The organism is Psychroflexus aurantiacus (genome assembly GCF_010820555.1).
Lineage (GTDB): Bacteria > Bacteroidota > Bacteroidia > Flavobacteriales > Flavobacteriaceae > Psychroflexus > Psychroflexus aurantiacus.
On record NZ_JAAIKD010000002.1, the window covers coordinates 441232 to 467317 of the forward strand.

General features: G+C 41.2%; 25 protein-coding genes. 8 read left to right on the forward strand and 17 right to left on the reverse strand.

What is annotated here, in order from left to right; translation table 11 throughout:
- Nucleotides 1-369: 369 nt before the first annotated feature.
- From G3567_RS04740 to mnmE, 8 genes are all read right to left on the reverse strand, one after another.
- The gene (locus G3567_RS04740; protein WP_164004168.1) at nucleotides 370-1581 is read right to left on the reverse strand and encodes a primase-helicase family protein; all 1212 of its coding nucleotides are present in this window, start codon (nucleotides 1579-1581) and stop codon (nucleotides 370-372) included.
- Nucleotides 1571-1924: a hypothetical protein gene (locus G3567_RS04745; protein ID WP_164004169.1), complete on the reverse strand. Its 354-nt coding sequence runs from the start codon at nucleotides 1922-1924 to the stop codon at nucleotides 1571-1573. The genes G3567_RS04740 and G3567_RS04745 overlap by 11 nt, the downstream gene beginning before the upstream one ends.
- The gene (locus G3567_RS04750; protein WP_164004170.1) at nucleotides 1915-2340 is read right to left on the reverse strand and encodes a hypothetical protein; all 426 of its coding nucleotides are present in this window, start codon (nucleotides 2338-2340) and stop codon (nucleotides 1915-1917) included. The genes G3567_RS04745 and G3567_RS04750 overlap by 10 nt, the downstream gene beginning before the upstream one ends.
- A gap of 62 nt (nucleotides 2341-2402) precedes the next feature.
- Nucleotides 2403-2756, reverse strand: coding sequence for a helix-turn-helix domain-containing protein (locus G3567_RS04755; protein WP_164004171.1), 354 nt, complete (start codon nucleotides 2754-2756; stop codon nucleotides 2403-2405).
- Nucleotides 2757-2922: 166 nt separating this feature from the next.
- Entirely contained in the window at nucleotides 2923-3801 is an 879-nt protein-coding gene (locus tag G3567_RS04760; protein WP_164004172.1) for a hypothetical protein, read from the reverse strand.
- Complete coding sequence (locus G3567_RS04765) at nucleotides 3791-4921, reverse strand: tyrosine-type recombinase/integrase (protein ID WP_164004173.1); 1131 nt, start codon at nucleotides 4919-4921, stop codon at nucleotides 3791-3793. The genes G3567_RS04760 and G3567_RS04765 overlap by 11 nt, the downstream gene beginning before the upstream one ends.
- Nucleotides 4921-5556, reverse strand: a complete 636-nt coding sequence (locus G3567_RS04770) for a helix-turn-helix domain-containing protein (RefSeq protein WP_164004174.1) — start codon at nucleotides 5554-5556, stop codon at nucleotides 4921-4923. Before G3567_RS04770 ends, G3567_RS04765 begins: the two co-directional genes overlap by 1 nt.
- 263 nt (nucleotides 5557-5819) lie before the next feature.
- Entirely contained in the window at nucleotides 5820-7232 is a 1413-nt protein-coding gene (gene mnmE / locus G3567_RS04775; RefSeq protein ID WP_164004175.1) for a tRNA uridine-5-carboxymethylaminomethyl(34) synthesis GTPase MnmE, read from the reverse strand.
- 137 nt (nucleotides 7233-7369) lie between these two features.
- On the opposite strand from mnmE, the gene G3567_RS04780 reads away from it, so the two are divergent.
- The gene (locus G3567_RS04780; RefSeq protein ID WP_164004176.1) at nucleotides 7370-7729 is read left to right on the forward strand and encodes a DUF4870 domain-containing protein; all 360 of its coding nucleotides are present in this window, start codon (nucleotides 7370-7372) and stop codon (nucleotides 7727-7729) included.
- 209 nt (nucleotides 7730-7938) lie between these two features.
- Here the strand turns inward: G3567_RS04780 and dnaN are convergent, their stop codons facing one another.
- From dnaN to G3567_RS04795, 3 genes are all read right to left on the reverse strand, one after another.
- A complete protein-coding gene (gene dnaN, locus G3567_RS04785; RefSeq protein WP_164004177.1) occupies nucleotides 7939-9060 on the reverse strand; it encodes a DNA polymerase III subunit beta in 1122 nt (373 codons plus the stop codon).
- 76 nt (nucleotides 9061-9136) lie between these two features.
- Complete coding sequence (locus G3567_RS04790; RefSeq protein ID WP_164004178.1) at nucleotides 9137-9529, reverse strand: rhodanese-like domain-containing protein; 393 nt, start codon at nucleotides 9527-9529, stop codon at nucleotides 9137-9139.
- 4 nt (nucleotides 9530-9533) lie between these two features.
- Nucleotides 9534-9845 (reverse strand): rhodanese-like domain-containing protein, encoded by a 312-nt coding sequence (locus tag G3567_RS04795; RefSeq protein WP_164004179.1) that lies wholly within the window; start codon nucleotides 9843-9845, stop codon nucleotides 9534-9536.
- A gap of 161 nt (nucleotides 9846-10006) precedes the next feature.
- Between G3567_RS04795 and G3567_RS04800 the strand changes: the two genes are divergently transcribed.
- The 3 genes from G3567_RS04800 to G3567_RS04810 are packed head-to-tail and all read left to right on the forward strand — an operon-like array spanning nucleotide 10007 to nucleotide 11700.
- Nucleotides 10007-10471: a MarR family winged helix-turn-helix transcriptional regulator gene (locus tag G3567_RS04800; protein WP_164004180.1), complete on the forward strand. Its 465-nt coding sequence runs from the start codon at nucleotides 10007-10009 to the stop codon at nucleotides 10469-10471.
- A complete protein-coding gene (locus tag G3567_RS04805; protein WP_164004181.1) occupies nucleotides 10464-11096 on the forward strand; it encodes an NAD(P)H-dependent oxidoreductase in 633 nt (210 codons plus the stop codon). The genes G3567_RS04800 and G3567_RS04805 overlap by 8 nt, the downstream gene beginning before the upstream one ends.
- Before the next feature lie 28 nt (nucleotides 11097-11124).
- Nucleotides 11125-11700, forward strand: a complete 576-nt coding sequence (locus G3567_RS04810) for a YceI family protein (protein WP_164004182.1) — start codon at nucleotides 11125-11127, stop codon at nucleotides 11698-11700.
- A 119-nt stretch (nucleotides 11701-11819) separates the two neighbouring features.
- Here the strand turns inward: G3567_RS04810 and G3567_RS04815 are convergent, their stop codons facing one another.
- The 5 genes from G3567_RS04815 to G3567_RS04835 all read right to left on the reverse strand — a co-directional run bounded on the left by G3567_RS04815 (nucleotide 11820) and on the right by G3567_RS04835 (nucleotide 17870).
- Nucleotides 11820-12803, reverse strand: coding sequence for an SDR family oxidoreductase (locus G3567_RS04815; RefSeq protein ID WP_164004183.1), 984 nt, complete (start codon nucleotides 12801-12803; stop codon nucleotides 11820-11822).
- Complete coding sequence (locus G3567_RS04820) at nucleotides 12800-14080, reverse strand: nucleotide sugar dehydrogenase (RefSeq protein WP_164004184.1); 1281 nt, start codon at nucleotides 14078-14080, stop codon at nucleotides 12800-12802. The genes G3567_RS04815 and G3567_RS04820 overlap by 4 nt, the downstream gene beginning before the upstream one ends.
- Nucleotides 14081-14094: 14 nt before the next feature.
- Nucleotides 14095-16569 carry an exopolysaccharide transport family protein gene (locus G3567_RS04825; protein ID WP_164004185.1) on the reverse strand — a complete coding sequence of 825 codons (2475 nt, stop codon included), beginning with the start codon at nucleotides 16567-16569 and terminating at the stop codon, nucleotides 14095-14097.
- Complete coding sequence (locus G3567_RS04830) at nucleotides 16569-17354, reverse strand: polysaccharide biosynthesis/export family protein (protein ID WP_164004186.1); 786 nt, start codon at nucleotides 17352-17354, stop codon at nucleotides 16569-16571. The genes G3567_RS04825 and G3567_RS04830 overlap by 1 nt, the downstream gene beginning before the upstream one ends.
- A gap of 198 nt (nucleotides 17355-17552) precedes the next feature.
- Nucleotides 17553-17870 carry a YbaB/EbfC family nucleoid-associated protein gene (locus G3567_RS04835; RefSeq protein WP_164004187.1) on the reverse strand — a complete coding sequence of 106 codons (318 nt, stop codon included), beginning with the start codon at nucleotides 17868-17870 and terminating at the stop codon, nucleotides 17553-17555.
- A 747-nt stretch (nucleotides 17871-18617) separates the two neighbouring features.
- Here G3567_RS04835 and G3567_RS04840 point away from each other — a divergent pair.
- The 4 genes from G3567_RS04840 (at nucleotide 18618) to G3567_RS04855 (ending at nucleotide 24677) form a co-directional block, all read left to right on the forward strand.
- Nucleotides 18618-20753: a S9 family peptidase gene (locus G3567_RS04840; protein WP_164004188.1), complete on the forward strand. Its 2136-nt coding sequence runs from the start codon at nucleotides 18618-18620 to the stop codon at nucleotides 20751-20753.
- Between the two features lie 75 nt (nucleotides 20754-20828).
- Nucleotides 20829-21899 (forward strand): PLP-dependent cysteine synthase family protein, encoded by a 1071-nt coding sequence (locus G3567_RS04845; RefSeq protein WP_164004189.1) that lies wholly within the window; start codon nucleotides 20829-20831, stop codon nucleotides 21897-21899.
- Nucleotides 21900-21935: 36 nt separating this feature from the next.
- Nucleotides 21936-23195: an aminotransferase class I/II-fold pyridoxal phosphate-dependent enzyme gene (locus G3567_RS04850; protein ID WP_164004190.1), complete on the forward strand. Its 1260-nt coding sequence runs from the start codon at nucleotides 21936-21938 to the stop codon at nucleotides 23193-23195.
- Nucleotides 23196-23345: 150 nt separating this feature from the next.
- Entirely contained in the window at nucleotides 23346-24677 is a 1332-nt protein-coding gene (locus G3567_RS04855) for a hypothetical protein (RefSeq protein ID WP_164004191.1), read from the forward strand.
- A gap of 14 nt (nucleotides 24678-24691) precedes the next feature.
- On the opposite strand, the gene G3567_RS04860 is transcribed toward G3567_RS04855, so the two are convergent.
- Nucleotides 24692-26086, reverse strand: coding sequence for an efflux transporter outer membrane subunit (locus G3567_RS04860; protein WP_164004192.1), 1395 nt, complete (start codon nucleotides 26084-26086; stop codon nucleotides 24692-24694).

The window sequence follows — 26086 nt, forward strand, 5'->3', positions numbered from 1 at the left end:
ACATCTAATCCGGTTGCATTTAAGCCAAAGGATAAAACTTTTTGTCCTTAAAATGTATTTCTAAGAGCTGAAGGTGGACTATTGATTAGAAACCAACGCTTGCAACGGCTAAACCAAAGGTCAATTGTAAAGACCCTTGGTTTAGTCGTTGTATATTTAGATCGAGACACTCATTTTACCCATTCCATGAAATCAATATAGTTTTTTAAGCATTCTTAAAGTCGTCATCATTATCTGAAACTCTTATGTCATTAAGCTCTGACTCATCAGTTTGTCTTATGATTTTTTAGAATTAATTTCTAAGACTTAAATATGTTGTTGACTTGTTGACTTTTTAAACTGCTTGCCAATGATGTCAACAAGTCAACATTAAATTAAGCCTTCAATAAAAGTTTTATGAAAGGTGTAAACACGTCCTTTTTTATTTAAAACTTGTATTTTATGCGTATTGTTAAACTCATCATAGACTTTGTAATAAAACTTATAAGTTGTGGATTCTGATGGATAGAGCTTCCATTTATAGTTTAGGATATTTGTAATATCACTCTTTCTAATATGACTGCGATCATTTTTTAATAAGTTAGTCAAATCTTTTAAAGTTAGTTTAACCGTTTCCGTTTCTGCGACATCAAAATACTCCAGCAGTATTTCTTTTAAATCCTTTTCATCAATATCATAGGAGTTTTTTACAACTCTGGCCAATGCTTCAGTTTTGATATCTTCTGGTTTAAACCACATTCTGGAGGATTTAGGATATTTTATTTTTCTATTCATTAAGAAATACTTGAAATGTGGTATTTCTTCTTTTATTTTCTCATCAAAATCTTCTATATACTCGCTAAGTTTCTTGATCTCCAAAACCCAGAACCTGATCTCTTCTTCATCAACTACAATAAAGTCGTGAATGTTATTGGACGCCAATATTATTTTCCCATAAAAGTTCTCCTGCTTTTGATCCACACCTTTCTTTTCCCTTTGTTGAGTTTTTGAGGTAGACAGCATCTTTATATAATCTGTATCCTCTTTCTTATCGAATTTAGCTTCATCCACAGCGATGATCAGTTTGTTGACCCAGGCATCATTGAAGCGGCTTTTAAAATCCTCTTTTTTAATAACACCTACATTATTTTCAAGCAGCATACGCATCCAATTAAGGAAAGTAGTTTTACCTGTGTTTCTTTCGTTGCTTACCAAACATAAAACGGGTAGATGCTGTGTAGGCTTTTTCCAAAGGATACTGAGATAGTCTAATCCTAGTTCCAGATGATCTCCAAATATTTGCTGAAGCAATTTTTGCGTATATGGAAAGTTTCCCTTCTTCACAGGACCACTAAGTTGATGGTATTCGTTATAAAATCCTCCAACATTTCTTCTGTAACCTTCATGTGAAGGAAAATTTATGAAGCCATCATACTTCTTAACACTACTTGGGAAATTTTTACCATGATCATCAATTATTGATGTTTTATCCCATTTAGCAAGCCGTCTAAAACTTTGCTTACTGTCATAAATATCAGGTTCATATACAATTTTGTAATAGGTTGTGCCTACTCTTATGTATTCGTTTTTATTAGTTTCCATAAATATTAAAATTTAGCTTCGACATTCTTTCAAATTTATAATCAGGTTTCGTTGAGATGACTACTAAGACCCCATCTCCATCCTTGTTTTCTAAAAGTGTCTGATTAATTTCTTCTCTTAATCTTCTGGTTGTAGGTTTAAGCGGTCGCTGTTCTTTATTGAGTATACCAACTAGCAATTCATAACAAAGATTTAGATCAGCTCTACAGCGATTTTCAAGTTTCATATTTCTCAAAATATTGAATATGATTTTTAAGATCTTGGTTATCGTTTTCTGAAAACCATAATCAGAGTCAATCAACTGGCTGTTCAGACAGGTTTTTCCATTATTATTTAATTCCATGCTGAAGTTGTTTTAAGGTATATTACTTTTCTTGTCTCGCTATCGAAATAGGCCTGCGTGCCGTCAGCTCTTCTAGGTATGTTGTCAACTTTCTCGTATCGTTTTTTAAACTGAGCCATTAAGGTTTTAAAATCTCCTTTGGTTAAGGGCTTATTGTCCTCACTTGTGAGCAGGCTTTTTAAGGTGTCGGTAGCCACATTGGCTATGGCAGCATTACCGATGCCTGCTAAATTTATTTTTTCTTTATAGGTCTCATCAGTTTTAAGTTTTGCAAGTCCAGTTTCATTTTTAGGAAGCTTGTTCTTTTGAAAATGCGCTTTTACACGACAGGTATCTGAACAGTATTTTTGAACTTTTCTACGACGTGGAACGTATTCCTTAGAGCAATAAGCACATATATAAGTGTGTGTTTCCATAGGATTATGAATTAAATAAACGTTTGTTTTACGCTTAGTTTGAAAAAACTAGAGCATTTGGATTAGACTTTGTGTTTTCTTAGGTATTCATTGGCCTGGTTTTGAATATCCTGATCGGTTTCAACATTACCGTTGCGAAGCCACTCCAGGATTTCGTTTTTGAAGAAATAAAGACGCTTGCCTTTTTTGATGTGTGGTATTTTGCGTTTATGGACTAAGCCATAAATACCTGAAGGTTTCATGCCTAAAAATTCAGCAATACCCTCTACATCAAAATGCTCATTGGAAGCAGCATTCGATTTAGAAGATTTAGGACTTGTAGTAAATTCTCCAGTTTCGTTTTCGAATTTGACCTGGATGTTTTGAACGGGATGAAGTTCACCGTTTTCGGTTACGACAAATAATGTCTTTTTCATTGTGTTATTTTTTTATAATTACACTACGAAGGTATTGGGTTATGCTTTGTTTGGTTGTGTCGTTTCCTTAGCGAGAGATAAGTGTTTCTTAAAAAATAAAAACCTTATAATACTGATATACAGTAGTATAAGGTTTTAAAAATAATTATAAATTTAGGAAATTTTCTTATCGATTTGCGATAAGACCTGCTATATATTCTTTTGTTTTAGTCATTTTTTGGCTAGCAAGACGGTCTTTTAGGCCGTGTAAAATTTCAATTTCAGGCCTGGTATATTCTTCTGAGATTTTCTTTGTAATACTTGACTGATTTGAACTTTTATAAAACACCTCAGGCTCTTTTAGTTTTGAGATGATCAAAACGATCTTGGTAAATTCAGTTGCTGGAATAACATCCCTGAAATCATTATAGAACTTACTTTTAAAATTGCTCTCAAAGAATTTATATAATGCTTTCAACAATACCTTTTTCTCATTATCGCTGAATGTGTCTAAATATCTGTTTGTATTCTCTATTTCTATGGAATAGTCCTTTTTACGCTTTTTGTTATCAGGCCTGTCGCTTGGATAAACTCTTAATCTCAGCTTTTCTGTAAGCTCAGGCTTTTCACTTTTTATATTCTTATATGTAAACTCCTCAAAATCATTCAGCTTGTACATAAAGCTGTAAGGATTATGGTTATTGCTAACATTATTTTTAATTCTTTTATAGGCATATAGACGCGCAATACTTTCTATTAATTCAGGTAGATTAATTTCTTTTTCATGCTCAGAGACAAATGAATTGAAATCATTGTCAAGTATATTAGAAATCTGATCACCTTCGTACTTGTCAAAATTAGTTTCGATAAACCTTTGAGAATTTTTGACTAACTGATCCTCCAGGATGGAGTTAATTTCATCGGTGTATGTTTTTAATATTCCATTTGACACATAATTGAATTGTAATTCATTTTTAACTCCTTCTTTGAATTTTTGTAAAATGGATTTTTCTTCTTTTGAAATGATTTCGAAATATTTCTTCTCAAAAATTTGACTATTCTTCATCTGTATTGATTTTTATTTTATCTAGAGTTTTGGTTTTCGCTATATCGGTGACTTTGGCGTAAATCATGGTTGTATTTATATTTTTATGCCCCAGCATTTTAGACACAGTAAAAACATCTGTTCCATTTTCGATTTGCAGAACAGCATAGGTATGTCTAAAGTTGTGTAGTGTAATATTCTTATTTATTTCAGCAGCCTTAACCCATTCCTTGACGGCCCTAATGGCAATATCATAGGTGATGTCAAATATTTTTCCTTCTTTCTCAGGACATTCATCGATTAGTAGTTGGTAAGCATCTTTTGAGATCGGATTTAAGGTATATTTTTTGCCTTTAGTGTGATAGACCCTTACAACATAATTACCAGAATTGTCTTTTGAGATATCTTCCCATTGCAGTTTGCTGGCTTCGGCAAATCTAAAACCAGTATGAGTACAGAAAAAACATAAGTTCTTGACGGTACTATTTTCCACTGGCGTATTCCAAAGCTTGGTTAGCTCCTCAAGGGTTAAATACTCCCTGAGCTTGTTCTCAACCTTTACATTTTTGACTCCTTTTGTGATATCTTCTTTTAATACATCTTCTTCATAAGCCTGATTCAATACGTTAAGGAAATGTTTGAAATAAGAGGCCACAGTTGCGGATGAAAGTGCATGACCTGTCTTTTTACTCACGACTGTCTGTAAATGTTCTTTATAACCTTCAACATGCTTCTTGTTTAAAGACCTGGTGTAAATCTTCTTAGCGTAATCCTTGTAATGCATCAATGATGCTTCCCAGGATTGGTGGTTTTTTTTCGAAACCGTATTTGATTTGCGTTCTACTAACTCCTCGTAGTATTTTATAAAATCTATGTTTAAGACGACATTATCCTTAAAGCCATACTCTTTATTGTAAATACTTAAATTCCGGCTATCTCTGATTTTTTCAGCGATGGATAAGGTGGTTTTGTTGTGAGATTTTTGTTCTGAATTGGCTGGCTTTTCAAAAATGTGCATTTTCAAAAATTCTCTTCTGGTTTCTTTTCCATCCTTGTTGATGATCGGAGGATAATAATCCAGGTATAGACTGAGTTTTCCTCCTTTAATGGGTTTCTGTCTTAAACTTACTTTTACAGCCATTAAATAAATTTTTTAAAAATTAAATCTACTATGTTTTTTGGAACTTTCACAAATTTCCCAGCGCTTCTTTTTGGGACCTTGTATTCCTTTAAGGTCTCATAAACGGTAGAAGGGGATACATTATACTTCTTACTTATTTCTGAAATAATGTAAAAATCTTCGGAGTCATATTCTTCACTTTCTTCAGGCTCAAAGTAGAGGAGTTGCTCTACACTTTCTCTGTCTATTCTTGTCAGACGTTTGTGGATATTATAGGCTCTAATTTTTCCGTTTTTAATCATATTATAAACGGTCTTTCTAGTGACCCCTAAAGCCTTTGCGGCTTCATTTGCAGTCATAACATCGTTGGTAATTTCGCTAGTAATTTCACCCCTCTGAACAACATCGTTGGTAATTTCGCCAGTAATTTCACCCCCCTGCCCGGGAGAGGAAATTTTCATCTCTGAGCTAGTTTTTTGATTTGATTTTTTAGCTTCAGAATTTTCATTAGCTACTTTTACCTTTTCTTCTTTTTTCCTTTGTTTATAGGCTCTTTGGGCACATTTGTGAGAGCAATATTTTGTCACGGTAGTCTTGGCTATAAACTCAGATTTACAGAATTGACAGGTTTTTTTTATCTTTAATTTTGATGACATATTTAATAATTTCGCCGGTTATTTCTCCTTTTTGGAGAGACGACCAACGATGTGTAATAAGTGAAACAAGTATCCTTAAGTGTAATAAGTGTATTAGTTAACCAGGCTTGTTTTTAAAAAACATCAATTTTTCGTCTCGAGGTACAAATAGGTACAAAAAAACCAAAAAATAAAACAATTTAACAAACAGAAGAAAAAACGCAAAAAAATAAAGCGCTGATTTACAGCGCTTTATTGTGTTTTATTTTGTTATGTTTTGATGTTTATTTCCCGATACAGAAATTCGCAAAAATATTGCCCAGAAGTTCGTCATTGGTCACTTCGCCGGTAATCTCCCCGAAGTGGTACAGGGCCTGACGAATGTCAATGGCAAGCAGGTCGGTAGTTAAGCCCTGGTTAAGGCCGTCCTGAACCTTGTTGATTTCCTCCAGGGCCAGCAGCAATGCATTGTAATGCCTGGAGTTGGTGACGATGCTGTCGTTGTTGCGCAAAGCACCGGCATCCACATAGCTGAGGAGCTGCTCCTGTATGGCCTCGATGCCGGTTTTGGCTTTGGCTGAGATAAAGAGCAGGTCATTAAAATCCGCCCGCAGTCTGTCTTTATTAGCGTCGGTAAGCAAGTCGGCCTTGTTGGCCAGCAGGAGGAAAGGCCGCTCCGGGAAGGCGTCTTTGAGCTGCTGAATGTCTGCTTTCACCCGCTGCCATTCCTCAGGGATGAGCTGATGCTTCTGATCAAAAACCTTGGGGGTATCGATCAGCTTGACAATCACCTGTGACTGTTTGATCTTTTCGAAGGTGCGCTGTATGCCCAGGCCTTCAATGGTGTCTTGGGTTTCACGGATACCGGCCGTGTCTATAAAACGAAAGCCGATGCCCCCTATGGAGATTTCATCTTCAATGGTGTCCCGGGTTGTCCCGGCGATCTCGCTTACGATGGCGCGTTCTTCATTGAGCAGGGCATTGAGCAGGGTAGATTTGCCTACATTGGGTTCGCCGACAATGGCCACGGGAATCCCGTTTTTGATCACGTTGCCTACGGCAAAGGAGTCGATCAGTCGGGACAGTACCTTCTGGATCTTCAACACCAAGGCCTGGAACTGCTCCCGGTTAGCAAACTCCACATCTTCCTCTGAAAAATCGAGTTCGAGTTCCATCAGGGAAGCAAAATCCAGGAGTTCCTGGCGCAATTCCTTCAGCTGACTGGTAAACCCGCCCCGCATTTGCTGCATGGCCAGCTGGTGGCTGGCCGCATTGTCGCTGGAGATGAGATCGGCTACGGCTTCGGCCTGACTCAAATCCATCTTGCCGTTGAGAAAAGCCCTTAGGGTGAATTCCCCGGCTTGTGCCGCCCGACAGCCATTGGAAATGAGCAGCTGAATGATTTCTTTCTGAATAAAGGCACTGCCGTGGCAGGAAATCTCTACGGTGGGTTCACCGGTATAGGACCGCTGACCCCGAAACACACTTACCAGGACTTCATCCAAAATGCGTTCCCCGCTGCGGATGGTTCCCAATTGTAAAGTATGGCTTTTCTGATCCAGGATGGAAACCCCGCTTTTCGCGTAAAAGAGGGGACTGCACAGCTCTAAAGCCTGAGATCCGCTCACGCGGATGATGGCAATAGCACCGCTCCCGGAAGCAGTAGCAAGCGCAACAATGGTATCGGTATGTATCATGCTGCAAAGTTACAGCCTGTTTTTTAATTTGAATCGGTTTTCGCAGGGAAATGAGATTTCGGTTTGGTTTTTTAGGATTTAATCGTTAAATTTTGTAACATTAAACAGAACTTAAGGTCCAATCAAAAAACAAAACCATGGAAGTTTATCAAGATCCCGTGTTAAGGGAAGATCGTCAAATGCTGCTTTTTGCTCACCTTTCTCAACTCCTCAACCTGTTTACCGGCTTTGGAGGATTCATTGTTCCGCTCATCATCTGGTTAACCCAAAAAGATAAGATCGAGCATATGGATGCGCAGGGGAAGCAAATACTGAATTTTCAGTTAACCATGCTGATCGCAGCGATAGTAGCCGTGCCTTTAATGCTGATCCTGATTGGCTTTGTTATCCTGGCTCTGGTAGGCTTACTGACCTTGATTTTTCCGATCATCAATGCCATCAAAGCGAATAATGGGGAACCGACGCATTATCCACTGAGTATCGAATTTTTTAAATAGATTAAAATGCTCAGTTCGTTTATACCGAAACAGCCGTCTCAAAATATCTAAATTGTCACCTTGTTCCGATCCTTCGGGAGTTTCAAGGTCTTATAATGATTTGGTTATCACTAACTAAGATTTTGAACCTACCTGTTTGCTTGATGCAGTCAGGCAGGTTCAGAATGACAAGGAAATAGATGTTGAGACAGCGGTCTTTATAGGATTTTTTACTGATTTCCGAGCATCACGGGCATGACCAGCATGGTGATGTGTTCACCCTGTTCCAGTCCGTCCACGGGGGTCAGGATTCCGGCCCGGTTGGGTAAACTCATTTTGATTTTGATATCGTCAGACGTCAGATTGTTCAGCATCTCGGTTAAGAACTTGGAGTTAAAGCCGATGGTAAGATCGTCGCCCTGATAATCGCAGGTCAGGCGTTCTTCGGCCTTGTTGGAGTAATCCAGGTCTTCAGCGGATATATTCAGTTCTGCGCCAGCGATTTTAAGTCGGATCTGATGCGTGGTTTTATTGGAGAAAATAGACACCCGTCTTACCGAGCTCAAGAATAAAGCGCGGTCTATGGTCAGGATGTTCGGATTTTCCTGTGGAATCACCGCTTCATAGTTAGGGTATTTCCCATCGACCAGGCGGCAGGTCAGTTCTACATTTTCAAAGCTGAACTTAGCATTCGATTCATTGAATTCGATCTGTACCTCTTCTTCGCTGCCCAGAAGCACGCCTTTCAGCAGGTTCAAAGGCTTCTTCGGCATGATGAATTCTGCAGGCTTATCGGTTTTGATGTCCGTTCTGGCATATTTAACCAGTTTGTGGGCATCGGTTCCTACAAAAATCAAAGCCTCTTCCGTAAATCTAAAGAAGACTCCATTCATCACGGGTCTTAAATCATCATTCCCGGTGGCAAAGATGGTCTTGTTGATGGCTGTGGCCAGAATATCGCCAACCAGAACCGTTTCACTGGCATCTTCAATGCTAACCGGCGAAGGGAAATCCTCTGCATTGGCATAGGCCAAAGCATACTTACCCTGCTCCGAACTGATTTCAATGGTATGATTATCCAGTTTGTGGAAGGTGAGGGGCTGCTCCGGAAACGCCTTCAGGGTCTCCAAAAGCAGTCGTGCCGGAACCGCAATTTCTCCTTCATCATGAGACTCCACGTCCAGTTTGGCACTCATCGTGGTTTCTAGGTCGGAGGATGAAATCTTAAGGGAGTTGTGATTCAGTTCGAATAAAAAATTATCCAGAATCGGCATGGTGTTGTTGGTGTTGATGACTCCTCCAAGCGTCTGGAGGTTTTTCAACATATATGTACTGGAAATGATAAATTTCATGTGACTTAAGTGTTTGATCTGTGCAAATATATTTTATTCTGATGAATAATGACTAGTCTTTAATAATCTTAGTGATTCATGGGGTTAAACTGTCGCTGACGATTAAATCCTCGTACTCCCACTGGGACAACCCCCCTCTAAGCTGGTAGATTTTTTTAAAACCGGCCTGCTTAAGAATCTGAGAACATTCCTGAGAACGTCTCCCGCTTCTGCAGTAGACGGCCACCGGCTTTGATTTATCGAGCTGCTTGATCTTATAAGCAAATTCATTATCGTAAACTAGGTTTTGGGCCCCGATCAGATGCCCCTCCCGAAATTCCTCGAGTGTTCTTACATCGATGAGCTGAACCGAGTCCATAACCATTAGCTCCTTCATCTCCTGAGGAGACACCAGGGTAGACTGGTTTTTGTCAGCATCGCAGGAGCTGAATAAACCGAATACCAGTGAAAGTAATAGTAGACGTCTCATGGGCTTATTGTTTTACCTCACCCGTCCAGTCGAGGATTCCCCCTTCCAGATTGTAAGCATTTTTTATTCCGGCCCTGTTCATGAGCTGACAGGCCATTTCACTTCGTTTTCCGGACCTGCAGTATACATAATAGGCTTTGTCTTTAGGAAGCTGTTCAATTTCCGCCATGAATGTTCCGGAATCCTGGATATTGATCAGTTTTGCACCTTCAATATAACCGGCGTTAAATTCCTCCGGAGTTCTCACATCTATAATTTCAGCCTGGTCTGAAGCCTTGAAGCCTTCAACCCACTTTTTTTCACTTAAATTTTCCATAATCTAATTTTGAATTCCAAATGTAAAAGTACAATATTCCTGTTAGTTAGTTAAATTTTGACCCAATCTTCTCTTAATTTTTTGAGCGGAAAGTTTAACATAACTTTTAAATTATAAAGTCTGCCTCGTATTACATTTGTATCTACAATAGTTGTAAGTACATGATTATAGAAAAAGAGCTTAAGATATCAAAACCTTTACCTGAATGTAAAAGGGCTTTACTGAACCTTTTATACACGGGAAACTGGATCACGGATGAAATCACCTCGGTGCTGAAGCCTTTTGATATTACCACGCAGCAGTTCAATGTACTTCGCATTTTGAAAGGCAAAAAGGGAGAGCCTTGTTCTTTGCAGACCATCCAGGAGCGGATGATCAATAAGATGAGCAATACCACCAGACTGGTTGATAAACTCATCCGGAAGAATTACGTGGAGCGCGAACTCTGCGAATCCAACAGGAGGAAAGTCGATATCACGATTACCGAGGAAGGCATTAAGATGCTCGATCTGATCAATACTGCGGTTGATGAAGCGGAAACGAAGATGACAGACCGGCTATCACCGGCAGATTTAAAGGAATTAAACAGACTATTACATAAATTAAGAACAGGACAATATGAATAATTACATCGAAAAATTACACTGGCGTTACGCTACAAAAAAATTCAATCCCGAAAAAGAGGTTTCGGAAGAGGATTTGGAAACCCTGCTGGAAGCAATCCGCTTATCAGCTTCCTCTTACGGATTACAGCCTTATGAAGTGATTGTCATCAAGGACCCGGAAGTGAGAGCCAAACTGAAGCCGGCAGCTTTTAGCCAGCCGCAGATAACAGATGCGTCTTATCTTTTGGTGTTTGCCTACAATACGAATGTAGATCAGGCCTATGTCGATAAATTCATCAAAAGCAACGCTGATATCCGTAATAAACCCGAAGACGAATTCAAAGGGCTGAAGGATATGATTGAGAATTCTGTGCTTACTTTTTCAGAGAAAAAGAAAGAAGAGTGGGCAGCCCGTCAGGCTTACATCGCTTTGGGCAATTTGCTTTCTGCAGCCGCTCATCTTGAAATAGATGCCTGTCCTATGGAAGGTTTTAATCCTGAGGAATTTGACGACTTACTGGACCTGAAATCGAAAAACTTAAAGTCAGTCGCACTTACGACCCTTGGCTACAGAAGTGGAGACGATCAGTTACAAAAGGAGAAAAAAGTTAGAAAATCCAAAGATGAATTATTTACAAGAATTTAATTATAACCCAAATTTAAACTTTAAAACTATGAAAATGAATGTATTAAAAGGCGCACTAGCCGCCACAGTTATCTTGACCTTGGTAGCGTTTACCAATGCGATTGAGAAGAAAAAAGTAAACATCAAGGATAGCAGCATTACCTGGGAAGGTGAAAAACTGACCGGTTCTCACGAGGGAACCATCGACCTGAAAGACGGCTACTTCCTGATGGAAGAGGGTGAACTTGTAGGCGGTGAATTCACAGCAGACATGACCTCTATCAACGTTACCGATCTGGAAGGCGACAGCAGAGAAAAATTGATGGGCCACTTAAGATCAGATGATTTCTTTGGCGTAGATACTTATGGAACCGCCAAATTTGTGATCAACACCGTGGCTAAAAAGAAAGGTAATATTTACGGGATTTCCGGTGATCTAACCATAAAAGGGAAAACCAACCCGATTGCTTTTGATTTGGAAATGAATGAAAATTCAGCAACCACAAATCTGGTGATAGACAGAACCAAATATGACGTAAGATATGGTTCAAACACCTTCTTCGACAATTTAGGAGATAAGACGATCTATGACGAATTTAATCTGGCGATCGATTTAAAATTTTAGTTGATTGATTTGTTTTGTTTAAAACCTGCCAGAGATGGCAGGTTTTTTTTTATGCTAAAACCTGAAGATCTGTACTTGTTTTGAAATTTGTACATATAGAAATGACCCCAGGAGTCCGCTTAGGTTTTGAAAGCCTCCCAGGTCAGTTTTAAGCCTGCTCTTACGCTAAACCTTGGCTCATAACCCAGCCGTGTTCTGGCTTTTTCGATATCGGCTAAAGAATCTCTCACATCGCCAGGTCTTGGCGGGCCGTAATTAGCCTTCAGTTTTATACCGGAAGCCTCCTGCAGGATTTCCCAGAGTTCATTCAAACTGACGCGTTCCCCACAGGCGACATTGTAAACCTGGTTGGTGGCGTCCTGTGTAGCAAAAGCGGCTTTGATATTGGCCTGCACTGCGTTTTCCACGAAGGTGAAGTCCCGGGTCTGCTCTCCATCCCCATGGATAATCGGGGATTGTCGGTCCTTAAGCGCCTGCATAAACAACGGGATCACTGCGGCATAAGCCCCCTCTGGGCTTTGGTTGGGTCCGAAGACATTGAAATAACGCAGGCCAATAATTTCCATCCCGTAGGTTTTGGCGAAGACCTCGGCGTATAACTCATTCACGTATTTGGTGACCGCATACGGGGATAAAGGCTTTCCTATCTTGTGTTCAACTTTAGGCAGCGCAGGGCTGTCGCCGTAAGTGGAACTGGAAGCAGCATACACGAAACGCTTCACCGTTTCGGAAGCTCTACAGGCGACCAGCATATTCAAAAACCCGGATACATTCACTGCATTGCTGGTGACAGGATCGGCGATGGAGCGTGGCACCGAGCCCAAAGCGGCCTGATGCAAAACGATATCCATATTTTTAACCGCCCTTTGACAGTCTTCGGGGTTTCGAATATCGCCCTCCTGGAATTCAAAATTAGGTTCGCTTTCAAATTCAGAAATATTGCTTCTGTACCCGTTGGATAAATTGTCCAAGACCCGTACCTGTTTTGCTCCAAAGCCCAGTAAATACGCAACGATATTGGAACCGATAAAGCCGGCACCTCCGGTGACCAGAACCCTGACTTTAGAGAGGTCTGCCTCGTGGTAGCGGGTTTCAAATTTCATAATCGGCCGTCAATTATAGTTGTGGGCAAAAAAGATTTGACATCAAAAACGACTGCTTTATCGTTTTTTAAAGCGCTGATATCTAGCTGAAGAAACTCCTGGTGGGAAACCGCCAGGACAATGCTGTCATAGGTCGAATGAATTTCGCTGCAGGTCAGTAAATCGATTCCAAATAATGTTTTCACTTCAGCCTTATCCGCCCAGGGATCGCACACATCCACCTGCATATTATAGGTTTCTAATTCCCTGATGACGTCGATGGCTTTTGTATTTCGGGTATCGGGGCAGTTTTCTTTAAAGGTAATGCCCAAAACCAGGGCTTTTCCATTTTTGACCTTTGCCTCTTTATTCAGCATCAATTTGATGACCTCATTCGCAACATATTTACCCATGCCGTCATTCATCCGCCTTCCCGACAGGATGATTTCAGGATTATAGCCGACTTCCAATGCTTTCTGCGCCAGATAATAGGGGTCTACCCCAATACAATGCCCTCCAACAAGACCCGGGGTGTATTTGGTAAAATTCCATTTGGTGGCTGCGGCTTCAAGAACGGCACTGGTATCAATATCCAGGAGCCTGAATATTTTTGACAACTCGTTCACAAAGGCGATATTGATATCCCGTTGCGAATTTTCGATCACCTTGGCGGCTTCAGCCACCTTAATGCTGCTGGCCAGGTGTGTCCCTGCGGTAATTACAGAAGCGTATAAGGCATCGATCTTTTTTGCGATTTCGGGGGTAGATCCCGAAGTCACTTTCAAGATGCTGGTCACGGTATGCAGTTTGTCTCCGGGATTAATACGCTCGGGAGAATAGCCCGCAAAAAAATCTTTATTGAAGGTCTTGCCCGAATGCAGTTCCAGAACGGGGACGCAGATCTCTTCGGTTACTCCCGGGTAAACCGTGGATTCGTAGATGACAATGTCGCCGTCTTTCAGTAATTTTCCGATGCTTTCACTGGCTTCTATCAAAGGTGTCAGGACTGGCTTTCGGTTTTTGTCGGTAGGGGTGGGGACGGTGACGATGAATATGGTCGCCTCCCTCATCGCTTCGGGATCGGCTGTCAACTTTAAACCGGCGCTGCTGTTTTCCTGAAGGGCTTCCAGCAATTTCGCCTCAGGGACCTCAAGGGTATGATCGGTGCCCTTCTTAAGGGCCTGTACGCGATGCTGATCGATATCAAAGCCTATAACCCTGTACTTTTCAGCAAAAGCAACGGCCAGGGGTAAACCCACGTAACCCAGACCAATAATTGCAATTTTAGGAGAATTCATCAAAGCGACAGGGTTTAAGATTTAAATGTGTTTTTCAATTTCCGGAGTATTTTTTTCAGGAAGGAAGCGTCGTTTTCATTTTGCAAATAAGCGTTTCCATAGCGTCCGTATCCGTAGCCATAGCCGTAACCATAACCGTAGCCATAGCCATATTTGGCTTTATGCTGAAAATAATTGAGGATAAAGCTTATGTTTTTGATCTCTCCCTTTTCATACCGCTCATTGATCACGCTTAGCATGGCTTTTTTGGTATAATTCTGTCTTAAGAGGTAAATAGACGCATCGGCATATTTCCCCAGATTCAGGGCGTCAGACACCAGTCCAATAGGCGGGGTATCCATGATGATGCAGTCGTAGTTTTCCTTCAGGGTATCGAACAGGATATCCATTTTATCGGAAACCAGAAGTTCGGACGGGTTGGGAGGGACGGGCCCTGAAACAATAATATCCAAATTGTCAAACTTGGTTGTTTGCGTAATCTCCTCAATTGAATTCTGATCGATCAGATAATTGACGATCCCTAGGTCATTGGAGATTTCAAAATCTTCAAAGATTTTAGGCTTTCGAAGATCCAGACCGATAAGCAGGGTTTTTTTTCCGCTCAGAGAGAAAACCGAAGCCATGTTTATGGCGGTGAATGTTTTGCCTTCCCCACTCACGGAGGAGGTAATCAGTATGGTTTTGTTTCCTTTGATAAACTGCTGCTTAAAAATAAACTGCATACTGGTTCGCAGGCCTCTAAAGCTTTCCGCAATGGCCGAACGGGGCATACCAAAAACAGCCAGATTGCCTTTGACCTTGCTTTTACCGACCACCCCCAGTACAGGTATGGGAGACAGCTTATTGATGTCTCTGGGGTTGTTGATCTTATTATCTAAAAAGACCAGGAGGAAAACAAAGACCAAAGGCACAAAGCTACCCAGGAGCAGTGCCATAACGTAGTTGAGCTGTGTATTTGGACCGATTTGTCCGCCGCCGGTGTCCATGGCCTTATCTATGATTTGCACATCGCTCACATTGGCTGCCCGTATCAGACCGGCTTCGTTTCGCTTGCTTAGAAACAGGTTGTAGGTTTGTTCATTGATGGTATAGCGGCGTTCAATTTTCAATAAATCCTGCTGCTCCTTAGGCAGTTTTCGGATTTGTTTTTCGAGTTCGGCCACATTTTCAATGACACTGCGTATTTGTTCCCGAAGGATTTTCTTGGAGGACTCTATGTTTTCAAGCAGGACTGATTTTGTCGCATTGATTTGCCGGTCAATATCATCGAAGATGGGCGCATCGCTTTTGATGGAATAAGCATATTTACTGCGCTGTTCCGAAAGCGCTAAAATCTTTCCAACAGCCGAACTAATACTTGGCTCATCGATGCCGGCTACCGAAGGTGCCGGAACATCCGTATAATTTTGTCGGCTCCTTAGGTAGTCTTCCAGTCGGTTGTAATAATCCAGCTGCCGTTCGATGACATTTTTCTCGAGGTCGAGATTGGTAAGTCTTTGGCGTATTTCGCTGCTTTCTGAAGTTAAATCGATAATGTCATTGCTGATTTTGAACGCATTCAGTTCTTCTTCCACCAGTTTGAGCTCCTTCGATTTTTGAGCCAGGCTGCTATCGATGAAGCGTATGGTTTTGGTTGCAAAAAGATTCTTCCTGTTCAGCATGTCCTCACTGAGCACCTGTACCGTGGTATTGAGATAATCTACGAGCTCCTGTTTGTTATTACCATTTAGAGACAGATTCAATATGGAACTGCCTTTGTTTTCCGGACTTACATTTACATTCTGAAACCGCTTGACCGTAGAATAATAATTGGTGAATCGGATATAGTAGGGTTTTCCTACGACCACCGGCCGGCTGTTTCTTAAAATCCGACCCTTAAAGAAGGGTGAATCCACATATTCGGAGGCCGAAAAGGTGGCCTTGTAGTCCTCTTTTTCAAAATAAAAGACTTCTTGTTCCTTGGTATAGTAGTTATAAAAACTAAGGTTTCCGGGAGCCTCTTCTTCTGCGAAATTCAGACTCAGTTCGAACTCGTCATCATTGAGGAACCTGATGGTGAGTGGTCTGCCAATAAGCTGTGCATGCAGGCTGTCTTCAACAGCGATAAATGGAGTCCTGCCGTAAGCATTTTCTTTCTGATACTTGCCATTTACCATATACTGGATATAGTAATGTAGTCGGTCCACCACCTTTTGATTGTGCGTACGGGTTCTCAAAGTGGTGACGACGGTGTTGACCTTATCGGAAACGCCGCCCCAGTTAAAGGTCAGGCTGGTATTGGAAGTGAAAAACGGATTCTGATCGTCCTTGATGGTAATCAGACTACTGATTTGATAGATCGGCTGCTTGCGCACATTGATGAAATACGCAATGCCCAGCCCCACGCCTATACTGATGACAAATAAATACCAGTAGCTGAATATCTTGACTATAAATCCTTTAAAGTCAAATTGAGTATTCGATTCGCTAATTTCAAAATCTTCTTCCATCAGAGTCTAAACAATAATAACGTAATTCCCGTAATCAGGGAAAACAGGGTTGCAAATGTACCAAAACCGGTTTCTCCAATGCCCAGGGATTTTTGGGGCAGGGGATCCACGATAATCAAATCATTGGGTTGTATGTAGTAAAAGGGCGAGTTAACCGCCGTGATTTTTGTCAGGTCTATTTTGTGCAGGCGTTGTCCTTCCGGATACTGCCGCAAAATTTTTACAGCTCTTCGTTTTCCATACAGGTTAATTCCGCCAGCATTGGCGATGGCTTCCATGATGGAAACCTGTTCTTTGTAGATCACCTGGCTACCCGAACCGATTTCTCCCAGGGTCGTATACCGCAATCCGGCTAATTTTACCGTGATAAAAATATTCGCTTCGGTTTTAAAATATTCATTTAAGAGTTTGTCCTTTAATTTCAACCTGATTTCTTCCAGGGTAAGGCCCAAAACCTTGACAGTCCCTAAGGTAGGAATCCGGATGTCACCATGCCGGTCTACGGGAAAACCATCAAAATAGGCTTTTTCCTCGGTTGTTGCTGTAGAATTTTCAGCATCCCCAATCGGATTGAACATACCGGTCAGTTCCTGGTCCAGGGCTTTGACGCGTATGCTTAATAAATCGTTGATCTGAACCCTGTAAGGGGGCTGCATCTGCTGAATGGATATCAGACTGTCTGAAATTTCTTCCTCTGCAGCTAAATAGGTGAGCTGTTTTGTGCCAATACAGGAAGTCAGTGAAAGGAAGGCGATTACAATGAAAACAAATGCAGATAATTTCATCCAGAGGTTATAATTAATATAGCAAATATAGTTTTTGATTTCAAAAAAATCAGTTTAGTTCAAATTTATATATGTTAAGCTTCCAAGTGCTTAAGCCAGACTTCATTAAAAGTTTCGTATCCATGCAAAGGCAAAGGGGCTAAAAATTGACTCATAACAGATATGCAAAGACTCATAAAAGAACGCGGGTATTCCGTTTTAGCTGGTTAAGCCCGGAATGTCCGGTAAACCGTCTTTGGCAACCGCAGAGAGTTCTGCTTCGTTTACCTCTCCCGCTTTTTTAATGGCTTTGTTGAGGGTGAGAATTAAATAGTCTTCAAGTTGTTCTTTATCCTGAAGCAGTTCGTCATCAATTTCAATGGATTTGAGCTCCCGGTTGGCGGTGATTTTCACGTTCAGTAAGTTGTCACTGCTCTTTTCCTGCAAGGTTACCGTGTCCAGACGCTTTTTGGTTTCTTCAACTTTAGCCTGGGTTTCTTTGATTTTATTCATCATACCCATCATATCTCCAAACATAATTCTTTTGTATTGTGGTGAAGGACAAAATTACTATAATGTTGGATGCTTAAAAAGGATAAATCCCATAAATTTAAGTACAGCGCTTTAAACGCAAGAATCCCTGTTTCTGACCTAGAAGAAGCTTGCTTATTGGAATCTTATTTTTGTCGGGTCACACGGATTTACCTCTAAACCAGTCTGTAAGCAAGTTGAAAATAAAGAGTCTTTTTTTTATAAAAACTGAACAAAATTAAGCCTTTACCGGGTTTCGGCCATGCCTTTAGCGAAGCTATTGTTTTCCAGACCTATGAAGCCTTTGAAAAGTTCAAAACCGGAAACCTTAAACTCTCTTCAGAAATTTCGGTTGTCATGGTTGATGAAGGGGTTTCAGAGGGTGTCGAATTCAAAGACGGAATAGCTGTCATATCCATGTCAAAGGCTGGGACCAAGGCAGGTATATCAGTTGGAGGACAGAAGTTTGAGTATAAGGACTTACAATTCACCCGGAACCTATACAGCAGGATTCGGTGGTTTGATAACCGGTAGCTGTGTGAAATCTAATCGATTTTAGAACATCGATTAATTTCAGAACAGGATTAGCCTGCACAATCATTTTGTGCAGGCTAATTCATTGTAAAGGCGGGTATTCTTTGAATTTAGGTACTATTTTCAGGCCTGAGTGTTCATACGTTAGCCTTAAAAGTAAAAATGCTATATTGTTGGGCTTTTAAAAAAGAGAAAGCCCATAACTTTAAATCCAGTCTTATGAAACAATTAATTCCTGTTCTAGTCTTAAGTTTTATATTTGCAGCTTCTTGCAAAACCGATAACTCGAAGATGATAAACACTAATGTTGTACCGCCTGTAGCTGAAAAACTTCCAAAAACGCTTTCCATACATAACGAAGACCGAGTCGATAACTATTACTGGATGAACGACAGAGAAAATCCGGAGGTGATCGCTTATCTGAATGCTGAAAACGCCTATTACGAGGAGTCTACTGCCCATACCAAAGCCTTTCAGAAAGACCTGTTTGAGGAAATGAAGTCCAGGATTAAGGAAGACGATTCTTCGGTTCCCTACAAATCCAACGGCTACTGGTACCAGATGAGGTATGAAAAGGGCATGGATTATCCCATTTATACCCGGAGAAAAGGGACGATGGACGCCGAAGAGGAAATTATGTTTGATGTGAATAAAATGGCAGAAGGTCATGCGTATTTCAATCTGGGTGGACTGAGTGTGAGCCCGGATAACACCTATGCCTCTTTTGGAATTGATACCGTGAGTCGCAGAAAATATACGATTCAAATCAAAAATTTGAAGACAGGAGAAATCCTTCCTGAAAAAATCGAAACCACTACCGGAGGCTCTACCTGGGCCAACGATAACAAAACCCTGTTCTATACCCGAAAAGACGAGCAAACCCTGAGATCCAGTCAAATCTTTAAGCATAGACTTGGGGATACTCCTGACAACGACAAGCTGGTGTTTGAAGAAGAAGATGAAACCTTCAACACTTACGTTTACAAAACCAAATCCAAAGACTACATCATCATCGGTTCCTCAAGTACCATGTCTGATGAATATCAAATCCTGGATGCCAGTCAGCCAGATGGTGATTTTGAACTCTTCACCCCGCGCCGAAGAGGTCTGGAGTTTGATCTTGCGCATTACAAGGATCATTTTTATATCCTCACCAATAAAGATGGGGCCCAGAATTTCAAACTGATGAAGACCCCTGTCGCGGCGACTTCCGAATCGAACTGGGAAGAGGTGATTGCTCACAGAAAAGACGTTTTATTAGAAGGCCTAGATATTTTCAATAAGTTTCTGGTGACCAGTGAGCGTTCCAATGGTCTGACCCGGATTCATGTGCAAAGCTGGGATAAAACCGAAGATTACTACCTCCCATTTTCAAGTGAAACCTATACGGCCAGTACCACTACCAATGTAGATTTTGATACTGACAAATTGCGGTATTCTTACAATTCCCTGACCAACCCGGCTTCTATGATCGAATTTGACATGGTCGACAAAACCGAAACCATCCTGAAAGAGCAGGAAGTTCAGGATCCGGATTTCGATAAGAACAATTACATCTCTGAGCGCATCTGGGCCACGGCAACCGACGGCACCGAAATTCCTGTGTCTCTGGTTTACAAAAAGGGTATCAAGCGAAATGGTGAAAATCCGCTTTTACAATATGGCTACGGAAGTTATGGCGCTACCATGGATCCTTATTTTTCAACGACAAGATTATCCTTGCTGGATCGGGGCTTTATCTATGCCATAGCCCATGTGCGAGGAGGCGAATACCTGGGCAGGGACTGGTATGAAAGTGGAAAACTGCTTCGGAAGAAGAATACCTTTACCGATTTTGTTGACGTTTCCAAGCATTTGATCGATCAGAAATACACCTCACCCGAGCATCTGTATGCCATGGGAGGCTCTGCCGGTGGATTGCTGATGGGAGCGGTCATCAATATGGCTCCGGAACTTTATAAAGGTGTGGTAGCTGCGGTTCCTTTTGTGGATGTGGTCACGACCATGCTGGATGAAAGCATTCCGCTCACGACAGGCGAATACGATGAATGGGGGAACCCGAACGATAAGGTTTACTACGACTACATCAAGACCTATTCTCCCTACGATAATGTGGAAGCCAAAGCTTATCCCAATTTATTGGTGACGACAGGCTTATACGATTCTCAGGTACAGTATTGGGAACCTGCCAAATGGGTTGCCAAATTGAGAGAGATGAAAACAGATCAGAACAGGTTGTTTTTAGAAACCAATATGGATGCCGGTCACGGTGGTGCTTCCGGACGTTTTGAAGCTTTAAAAGAGCTGGCCAAAGACTATGCTTTTATTCTGGATTTGGAGCAAATAACCGAGTAATCACAAAAATAATTGTAAATTTGCCCCCTGTTATTTAGTTTATAGACATTACTTACGTGAAAAGACGTTGGCTTTATGCATAAAAATTTGAATGTTCACGACAGCTTATTATCCATGGTGGGCTGCACACCTTTAATAAGATTAAAAAATATCACTCAAGATTTTCAGGGAGAGTTTTTAGCTAAGTATGAAGCCCAGAACCCTGGCTTATCTTCTAAAGACAGGATTGCTCATTATATCATTGAAAAAGCAGAGGAAAACGGTGATTTAAAACCTGGCGATACCATTATTGAAACCACTTCGGGTAATACCGGTTTCAGCATAGCGATGGTGGCTGCCATAAAAGGCTATAAATGCATACTTGCAGTTAGTTCTAAATCGTCCCAGGATAAAATTTCACTTTTAAAAACCATGGGTGCAGACGTCACCGTTTGCCCTTCCAATGTAGCCCCGGAAGATCCCAGGTCGTATTATGAAGTTGCCAAACGCATTCACAGGGAAACCCCCGGATCCATTTATATCAATCAATATTTCAACGATTTAAATATCGATGCCCATTATTTGACAACCGGTCCTGAAATCTGGGCTCAGACGGAAGGTGAAATCACTCACCTGGTCGCCTGCAGCGGAACCGGAGGTACCATTTCAGGAACAGCCCGGTTTCTAAAAGAAAAAAATCCAAACATCCGCATTTTAGGAATTGATGCGTTTGGGTCGGTTATTCAAAAATACCACGAAACCGGAAAGCTTCACAAAAGCGAGATTTACCCTTACAAAATAGAAGGTCTTGGCAAAAATCTGATTCCAACGGCCACTGATTTTGAAAGCATTGATAAATTTACAAAAGTAAATGACGAAGACTCTGCTTATATGGCTCGTGATATAGCCAGGGCTGAGGGTATGTTTGTAGGATACACCAGCGGAGCTGTTATGCAGGGCGTAAAACAACTCGCGCAGAAAGGGGAGTTTGATGCTAAAAGTAAAGTAGTCGTTATCTTTCCCGATCATGGCTCCAGATATATGAGTAAAGTGTTTTCAGACGACTGGATGAAAGCACAGGGATTTACGAATTATCCGGGACTTGAAGAAGACGAAACCCCTGTTAAAAGTTTAGATAATCAACAAATTACAAATATCCACAACTGATATTTGAGCTATAAGTCAAACAAAACACGATAAATAATGAAAGATTTATTTTCAAAGATTTACAGAGATAAAGGCCCTTTAGGTAAATGGGCAGATCAGGCCGAAGGTTATTTTGTTTTTCCAAAACTGGAAGGACAGATAAGCAACAGGATGCAATTTCAGGGGCGTGAAGTCATTACCTGGAGTATCAACGATTACCTGGGGCTGGCCAACCATCCTGAAGTGCGAAAAGCCGATGAGGAAGCCGTCAAAAAATGGGGGAGTGCCTATCCGATGGGTGCCAGAATGATGAGTGGCCATACCGAGCTGCATGAAAAGCTTCAGGAAGAACTGGCAGATTTTGTCAGTAAAGAAGCGGCTTACGTGCTGAACTTTGGTTACCAGGGTATCTTATCCACCATCGATGCCCTTGTGGGGAAAGATGATGTGATTGTCTATGATGTAGATGCTCATGCCTGTATTATTGACGGGGTGCGTTTACATTTAGGTAAGCGGTTTACGTATAAGCACAACGACCTGGACAGTATCGAACTGAACCTGGCCCGGGCTGAAAAAATTGCAGAGCAAACCGGAGGAGGGGTTCTGTTTATTTCTGAAGGGGTTTTCGGAATGCGAGGAGAGCAGGGAAAACTCAAGGAAATCGTAGAGCTTAAGAAAAAATACAACTTCAGACTGCTGGTCGATGATGCGCATGGTTTTGGGACCTTAGGTAAAACCGGTGCCGGTGCAGGAGAAGAGCAGGGGGTACAGGACGAGATCGACGTTTATTTTGCCACCTTTGCAAAATCCATGGCAAGTACCGGGGCATTCATTGCCGCCGATAAAGAAATCATCGATTATTTAAAGTACAATTTAAGATCGCAGATGTTTGCAAAATCCCTGCAGATGTCACTGGTGGAAGGCGCCCTGAAACGCCTGGAGCTTATGCGAAAGTCTACTGAGTTTAAAGACAAACTATGGGATAACGTCAATGCCCTGCAAAATGGCTTAAAAGACAATGGATTCGATATTGGAACCACCACCAGCTGTGTGACGCCGGTTTACCTAAAGGGTAGTATTCCTGAAGCCATGGCGCTGGTGAAAGATCTCAGAGAGAATCATGGTATATTTTGCTCAATCGTGGTTTACCCGGTCATTCCTAAAGGCTTGATTTTATTGCGAATGATTCCTACGGCAACGCATACGATGGAAGATATCGACTTAACGCTTAAAGCCTTTTCAGCCATTAGAGAGCGACTGGAAAACGGAACCTATAAACGACTTTCTCAGGCTTTAATGGAGAAAATGGGAGAGTAAATCCTTCTGAAAACTAAACACGAAAAAGCCGTGCATTGCCCGGCTTTTTTATGCTTAAACCGATAGGTTTATTCGGTCGTAGAACTAGCAAGTCTGCTTTGTTTTTTATAATATCGTGCCTAATCCTTAATCCTACCAATCTCTAAACTTATGAACTACAATCCCCGCTTTTTATCCTACACCATTCCATTCTTTTTTTTTCTGTGTTCCTTCATGTCTATTGCTCAGTCACAATCGGCGTATGTCAGTGGATATTTTATAACTGAAGACAACTCAAAAGTTGAGTGTCTGATCTACAACAGGGACTGGGGTCAAAACCCGGAGGAGATCACCTATAAAATGGATGAGGATTCCAAAACCCAGACAGCAACTCTCGAGGATATAACCGAGTTTAAGCTGGATAACACCGAGCATTACTACAAGCGCTTCAAACTCAATTCAGATTTAGTATCCTACGAGGATTCAAAGACGATCAAACAAAAGGGTGAAGCTGTTTTCATAAAAGTGTTAATCGATTCTGAAACCAAACTGTATTCTTATAAAAAAAGTGGTGAACGCTTTTTTTTCTTCGGTGACGAGAAGCCTGTTCTGCTTAGGTATGACAAAACGATAAATGATAAAGGCAAAGCGATTAAAAGCAGAGCATTTCAAAAACAGCTTTATGATGAATTGAACTGTGTAAAGTTTAAAATCAGCCGCTATTCAAAGTTAGAGTATACTGCAAAAGATTTGATCAGTTTATTTAAAGATTATTACAGGTGTAACGACTATAATTTTGAAACCACCTATACCAGGCGGACCAGGTTTAAGTATGATTTCAAACTGATTTCCGGGCTTAACTTTCTCAGCGATGTGAGTACATCTTATGAATTCACGTACAATTATGATAAGCCAGCACCACCAAGTTCAGGAAATGTAAGCATACCTGTAAGTGGAGAAAGCAGTGAGCGTATACATTATAAAACAAAATTGAATTATATCGTAGGATTTGAAAATGAATTATTTCTTCCCATACAACGAAATAAATGGAGCCTCTTTTTTGCTCCTAATTACCAGCATTACAGTGGGGAGACCAGTAGTTACAGGCTGGATGAAGATTTTTTGACATCCAGAACCCTTCCTGAGTTTGAATTTGAGTTTTCATCATTAGAATTGCCACTGGGTATACGTTATTATTCGAGATGGAATGAAAATTTCAAATTATTCGGTCATGTTGCTGTTTCCTTCAATTATTTGATAGAGTCTAATTTCGAAGAAAATTTTGAGTTGGACCTGCTTTCTGAAAACATAGGTATTGTCTTATCACCAGCGAATCAATTTGGTATGACCAGCAGTATTTTTTTGGGATTTGGGGCTAACTACCAAGACAAATATTCCATTTCATTAAATTATTATCTGGATAGATCTTTTGGAGAAGAAAATTTTTACGAACATGAGGCCAGTGGAGCCATCAGTTTGATCCTGTCCTATAAACTATTCTAATCTTCAATTTTAATCTATTGCCAGCCTCCGCCAAGGCTTCTGTATAAGTCTACAATGGCACTAAATTTATCAAAGCGGATCTGACTGACTTCAAGTTTCGTGTTCAGGGCGTTTTCCTGGGCGTTTAGAACTTCAAGGTAATTGGCCAGACCATTGTTCAGCAGTTCCCGGGAATCCTCCAGCGCGGTTTGATAAGCCTCATACTCTTTGGTTTTGACCTCAATGCGTTGTGTGGCATTTTGGTAATTGAGCAGGGCATCAGAGACTTCCCTGCTTGCGGTGAGCAGCGTTTTTTCAAAATTCAAAAGGGCCTGTTCCTTTTCACTCCCGGCGACTTCATATCCTGTCTTAATCTCTCTTCTGTTGAAGATGGGCTGCGTTAAGCCTCCAATCAAATTTAAGAACAGGGAATTGGGTGAAATAAAATTGGAGGGATTCAAACTTTGAAATCCGCCGGTTGCGGATATCGTCACCGAAGGATAAAACCTCGCCCTGGCCGCATTGGTCAGTTCAAAAGCATTGATCAGTTCATATTCTGCAGCGATCACATCGGGTCTGTTTTCAAGTAAATCTGACGCCACTCCAGTGGTGAGTTCGGGATCCAGGTTCTGAACCGAAAACGCACTTCGTTCCAGAGGTTCAGGGGATATCCCCTTCAGGATGGAAAGTGTATTTTCCAGGAGTTTGATGTCGTTTTTCAAACTGAGCAGTATGGCCTGAGCGGCATACACCTGAGCTTCCGTCTGACTTACCGCCACGGAAGTCAGATTTCCTGCCTGCTTAAGCGCTTTGGAAGTTTCCAGACTTTGTGTTCTGCTTTTTAGGGTTTCCTGGGTGATTTTCACCTGTTCATCCAGAGCCAGTAATCGATAATACCCGGAAGCCATTCTGGAAATCAGATTGGTTTTTACCAGTTTATGCGCGGCCTGGGTTTGCATAAACCTGGCCTGAGCTGCTCTTTTGTTACTGCTTAGTTTACCCCAGATATCGGCTTCCCAGGATAAACCGCTGTTGAGTTCATACTGTTCCACAGAGGAGAAAAAACCTCCAAACTGAGAGTTAGGGGATAATTCCTGCCGGGTGTAGGAGGCATTCAGGGCGACGGAAGGATAAAAACCGGCTTTCCCCTGCTTGTAATACGAATTGGCTATGCTTATTTGCTGCAGGGCTATCCGGATATCCTGATTGTTTTCCAGGGCCTCTTCAATATGATGTTGAAGAATGGAATCTGTGAACATCTGCTTCCAGCTTAGTCTGGAAAGGGGGACAGAATCCTTAGCCAGCTCATCGGTTCTGTAGCTTATAGCCTCTATGCGGTCTTCAGGGCGTTCATAGTCTTTGGTGACAAAACAGGATTGCATTGAAATCAAAGCAAAGAGGATGAGAAGTGTTTTAAAGATATAGTTCAT